Below are 4,205 nucleotides of genomic sequence, written 5' to 3' on the forward strand. Positions count from 1 at the left end.
GTCCGGGCAGCCACAGGTCGTTCCTTATCGTCGCCGTGGAGCAGATCTTTCCCCCAGCCGACGAATGTATCGAGTCGGTCATCAGGCAACCCCAGAAAGCGAAGAAAGGTGCTCACCGCGAAAGGAAAGGCAAAATCCTTCATCACGTCGCAGCTTGTGCGCGACGCGGCGATCCTTTCGATCAGCTCGACCGCCCGTTCGCGGACAGCCGGTTCCAAAGCCAACACCCGCTTTGGCGAAAGCAGCGGATTAAGCAGTGAGCGAAAGACGCCATGGGCCGGTGGATCGAGCTCAAGCGGGATCGTCGGCCAGTTCTCACCCAGTATGGAGGAGAAGATGCTGCGATGGCTGGAAAAAGTCTCTGCGTCCTGCAGCACCTTCCGCTGGTCCGCGGCACGGGTGATGACCCAGGTACCCCGGCCATCTTGCGTGTTGTAGCGGGAGTAAAAGATCGGAGGCCCGTCATGTACGCAAGCGACAGCTGCGTGTGGATCCCCGTTGGGTGTTGGTGGCATCCCTGGCGATGTAAACAGGCTGAAGTCCCTCACCATTTCGGGCGGGACATGATCTGGAACGGGGTTGGTCGCCATTTTGTTTTCTCTACATTGGCGTTCATGGCTCAATTGAGATTGCACCGCTGTTCATAAAGTCGATTTCCAGCATGGGCACGTCTCTTGTCGGGCGCCTTCTAGATTCTGTCGCCTGATACAGCCCACCTGCACCAGCGCGGATGAGATGGGTTGCGAAGTCGATCAGAGGGGCATCTCCGCCGCGCTCCGGTCATGAAGCAAAGCGGCTGCTTCCCCGTTAGGGTTGAGAGACTGGTCAATCACCTCTGCCCTGCTGATCAAATTGTCGAAGCAAGTCGCGTGCCGGATAGGGTAGCCATGGCGGTGCACCAAGCAATGCCAGCCTGCGCTGGGTCTGCCGCTGATGATCACCTGTCCATCATTCTTATGACAACGTCCGACAACCGACATCCGTGGTCGGTTTTGTCGAGCCCGCGACATCGGGCTGTTCGGCTTGGCTGTTGCTGCACAGCCTGCCGGTCGACGAGCGAGTAGATCGCTCGCACGGCCCGGATTGAGCAATGACGCGATCCAGCGCAAGGATCGGGTGCGGTCCGAGAAGACCCGACGGCGCTTGCGCGAGACGATCGGAAATATCAAAAAGGTCAAGCCGCGCTTCGGTTCGGCGCTGATGGCGTATGCGTTTTATCGCTCGCAGGCGCTGCAAGGCTTTTCCGGCAGACGGCGATGCACTCGTGCGCACCGGTGCCGACCGGCGACCAGCTTGACTGTATAGATGCGGTCCATTCCGGCGTGCATCACCTGACCATGCGCATGCGCTACGACGGCATCCTTTCCGCTCATGGACCTAGATTTGCTCGCGAGCCGCTGTCGGAACGTGGTGCTGAGTCCTATCGCGGCCAATTCAATCCGAGGACCTGTCGGTAGTCAACACACCCCTGGAGGTCGGACCGGGAACGCGTGGCAGACTCTCGGCCAGAAACCGCCAGTCGCTGCCCTCACGTTCGCCTTCCTTGCGCGTGCCGAAGAACTGGATGATCATCTTGCCGTCCGCGCCATAGGCTTCAATGGACGTAACGTGACCATCCCTCGTCGGCTTGCGCACGGCCCAGACCTCGCGGATGCGATGGGTCCTAAGATGCAGATGGAAGGTCTCTTCGAGCACATTGATCCGCGGCCCGATCTGCTTGACCGACCTGATCGGGCCGGAATGGATCTGAATGCAACCACGATTGCCGACAAAGCACATGATCGGCATCTCGTCTTCGGCCGCCTGTTGGAACAGGGCGCCAATGGCATCATTGTCGAGTAGCCAGGCGTCATCCTCGTCGGCCATACGCATCGCCTGGCAGCGGCTGAGCTTCAGTGTCTTCAACATATGGTAGAACTGATGCACGTCGCTTAGCCGGCCCCAGTGCTCGCGTAGGTCGTCGACCGTGGTGGCGTGGTCTGGACTCACTGCGTTATCGCGCGCCCCGCTCGCCTCGAGCGATATGATCGGCTCCTGGTCGGGGGATACAAGCTCTGCCGTCAGATCCTGATAGGCCTGCAGGTTCGAGGCGGGCGTGAGATGAGCTTTGTGCATCGCCTCGCCGGTGGCATCAAAGAATTGCAGGCTGCGGCGGATCTCGGCCCCCTCGCGCTTCTCGACGGCGAAGCCATACGCCCAGGCTTTCGGGAAGATGCGCAGGTCGATCTCGTCGCCGAGCAGTATGGCATGCTGGTTGCCGGTGACCACTTTGCCGTAGACGCCAATCTTTTGGTGCACGGCACTTTCGTTGCTGGTGACCGCCATCACCTCGCCGGCCGCTTCGAGGCCGGTCAGCAGATCATCGACGCGCGGCTCGATGCGCACCGCGCCGTGACCACAATGCGCCGCGACCAACTCGGCTTCCGAAATGCCCAATCGAGCGGCGAGATCATGCTCCCGGATCTTCGGATTGTCTTTGCACGCCCGCCGGATTTCGTCGGGCGACGGTTTCTCGCGTTGGTCCATGCTTACCCCTGTTTCTACGACGTGTGAGGATCATCTGCCCTGCCCAGGAACCTTCAGCCGATAAGGCGCGCCGAAATGCTCGATCCTGATCTGCTGCTGGCCCATGAACAAGGTGTCGCTGGACAGCGTGCGCACGGCGTCGCACCAATGCGAAAACCGGCGAGCAGCCACATGCCGATGGCATCCCATCGAGCCGGTCGGCGGCTACTGGGCGGTGGTGAGCCAGTATGGATGTTGTCGCAATCGGCCAAGCGGGCATTCGGATGCCACGAGCGGCGCTGCTTTGCCAACAACGCGTATCTGACCACGGTCCTGACATGTTACTCCCTTGCTTCGCCCCATCCATCGCGATGGCACCCACGGCATGGTTGTGGATCGGCATGCTCTTGCCGTCTCGCCAAACGGAGCTTCAAAAACCGTGCCAATTGCGCCGAGGCAAGCTCAGAAGAAGTTCTGTCCTTGGTGATGTGAGTTCACCCAAGAACTCAGGCCAACATCCCTCGTGCCGGACCCGACAAACCCGACAGCACGTGTCGATTGGCCGACACCTTATCAGCAATCAAGAGGCACCAGTGCGAGAGATGCCGCGCTGTGTTGAAACGTTTTTTGGCTTTGGCACGGTGCATGCAACGTGATGGGCAAGCAGGTCGCGGACTGAGGAGAATGGAGCCATGATTACGCTCACCGACAACGCTGTTGCCGCCTTCAAGACTGCTCTTTGCCGTGCCAGCGAGCCGGCGGAAGGCTTTCGCATTATGGTCGAGGCCGGCGGCTGCGCAGGCTTCAAATACTTAATGGGCCTGGAGAGCGTGTCGCGCGAGGGCGACGCGATCACTGACACAGATGGGGTCAAGCTGTTCGTGGACGCGGGCTCCCAACCCCATGTAGCCGGCATGACCGTCGACTTCCTCACCGGGCTCCAATCTTCCGGTTTTGTCTTCGATAACCCCAATGCGCGCGAAAAGTGCGGCTGCGGCAAGTCCTTCAGTTAAACGCCCGAAGCGTCTGTGCGGCCGACAGAGTGATTTTGCGGCAGAGGAGACTTATATGGCCGGCACAACAGATGTCCCCGTCCTAAAAAAAAAGACAAGGTCAAAGCCGATCTCGGGACCGCCATTCGCTCCCAGTAGGATTCAAAGAACGTCGCCTCCCGAAGCAGCTCGGTTCCTGGTGGCACCCGAGCTGCTTGCGGACAAATCGCGCCGCTGCGCCAAATTCGGCTCATCGGTAGCGTTATCGCGTTCGGGCGTCCTTACCTGCGGGCTGACCTACGGCCACTGCGAACATGTCCATATCGACGGAGATCCGGTTTACGTCAAACACTCCGGGCGCCTGCGCGCGCTGCCAGTTCAAATGATCATCAACGGCATGCGCCAGAGGCTCAACGAGTCGGTCTACCGCTCGCGTCATTCTGTTTAACTGAGGATCGCACCTATGAAGCCTGTCTACCTCGACAACAACGCAACCACACGGGTCGATCCTGAGGTCGTGCAAGCGATGTTGCCGTTCTTTAGGGATCAATTCGGCAACCCTTCGTCGGCACACGCTCTTGGCGCCTCAGTCAGTGCGGCGGTGAGAAAGGCGCGGAGGCAGTTGCAAGCTCTGATCGGCGCGGAGTTCGAGGATGAGATCACTTTCACCTCGGGTGGGACAGAAAGCGACAATGCAGCGCTTCTTTC

At 59.8% G+C, this 4,205-nt stretch carries 6 protein-coding genes; 3 read left to right on the plus strand and 3 right to left on the minus strand.

Annotated elements, in window-relative coordinates; translation table 11 throughout:
• From NKH35_RS30715 to hemP, 3 genes are all read right to left on the minus strand, one after another.
• Positions 1–590: cytochrome P450 family protein (locus tag NKH35_RS30715; RefSeq protein WP_502907017.1), on the minus strand; the 590-nt coding region annotated here is incomplete at its 3' end.
• Positions 591–1,434: 844 nt separating this feature from the next.
• Positions 1,435–2,526: a hemin-degrading factor gene (locus NKH35_RS30720; protein WP_023712668.1), complete on the minus strand. Its 1,092-nt coding sequence runs from the start codon at positions 2,524–2,526 to the stop codon at positions 1,435–1,437.
• A 30-nt stretch (positions 2,527–2,556) separates the two neighbouring features.
• Complete coding sequence (hemP, locus tag NKH35_RS30725) at positions 2,557–2,697, minus strand: hemin uptake protein HemP (RefSeq protein WP_023687345.1); 141 nt, start codon at positions 2,695–2,697, stop codon at positions 2,557–2,559.
• Between the two features lie 500 nt (positions 2,698–3,197).
• Here hemP and NKH35_RS30730 point away from each other — a divergent pair, with 500 nt between their 5' ends.
• The 3 genes from NKH35_RS30730 to NKH35_RS30740 form a co-directional block, all read left to right on the plus strand.
• Positions 3,198–3,518 (plus strand): HesB/IscA family protein, encoded by a 321-nt coding sequence (locus NKH35_RS30730; protein ID WP_023672207.1) that lies wholly within the window; start codon positions 3,198–3,200, stop codon positions 3,516–3,518.
• Between the two features lie 55 nt (positions 3,519–3,573).
• Positions 3,574–3,945, plus strand: coding sequence for a hypothetical protein (locus NKH35_RS30735; RefSeq protein ID WP_156935585.1), 372 nt, complete (start codon positions 3,574–3,576; stop codon positions 3,943–3,945).
• A gap of 15 nt (positions 3,946–3,960) precedes the next feature.
• On the plus strand, positions 3,961–4,205 hold a 245-nt coding region (locus tag NKH35_RS30740; protein ID WP_352917447.1), incomplete at its 3' end, for an aminotransferase class V-fold PLP-dependent enzyme.

Origin of the sequence: Mesorhizobium sp. M1143, from assembly GCF_040318435.1 — a bacterium.
Classification (GTDB): Bacteria; Pseudomonadota; Alphaproteobacteria; order Rhizobiales; family Rhizobiaceae; genus Mesorhizobium.

What these genes read in the sequence shown, in the direction of transcription:
- NKH35_RS30720 (WP_023712668.1), bottom strand. Translation starts at nt 2,526, where the DNA reads ATGGACCAACGCGAGAAACCGTCGCCCGACGAAATCCGGCGGGCGTGC.
- NKH35_RS30730 (WP_023672207.1), top strand. Translation starts at nt 3,198, where the DNA reads ATGATTACGCTCACCGACAACGCTGTTGCCGCCTTCAAGACTGCTCTT.
- NKH35_RS30735 (WP_156935585.1), top strand. Translation starts at nt 3,574, where the DNA reads ATGGCCGGCACAACAGATGTCCCCGTCCTAAAAAAAAAGACAAGGTCA.